The following is a 354-nucleotide window of genomic DNA, read 5'->3' as shown; positions in this document are numbered from 1 at the left end:
ACCGGCTTTGCGAGTCCAGTGCAGGTCCTGGCGCCTACAGTGAACGGAATCTCTACAACGCCGACAGACCTCATAGGAGGCTATTCAGTAGGGGGCAACAATCGAGCTAGCCAACCCTATATCTTTTTTGGCGACTTTAATGGGGACGGCAAAATCGATTTCATGTGGAGGCCAGCCTACAACGACTGGTACTTGGCTACTGCCGTACGCGGCAACGACACAATCTCCGGCATCACCAAGGCCCCTGGCAGCACCATCGCTGTCACCTACAAGCCTATCAGCGACAGTACGGTATACACCAAGGACAGCGGTGGTGCAGCCGGCGTATTCCCCGTGCAAGACATGGTAGGCCCC

At 56.2% G+C, this 354-nt stretch carries 1 protein-coding gene; it reads left to right on the top strand.

Features of this window, described 5'->3' with window-relative positions; all coding sequences use genetic code 11:
• Positions 1-162: 162 nt before the first annotated feature.
• The coding region (locus AC097P_RS24210; RefSeq protein ID WP_479612971.1) for a hypothetical protein at positions 163-354 on the top strand (192 nt) is incomplete at its 3' end.

Source organism: Rhodoferax sp. ZS1R8 (genome assembly GCF_056521325.1).
Note: the sequence above shows the minus strand (reverse complement) of the source record. Positions and strands in the feature narration are given on the sequence as shown.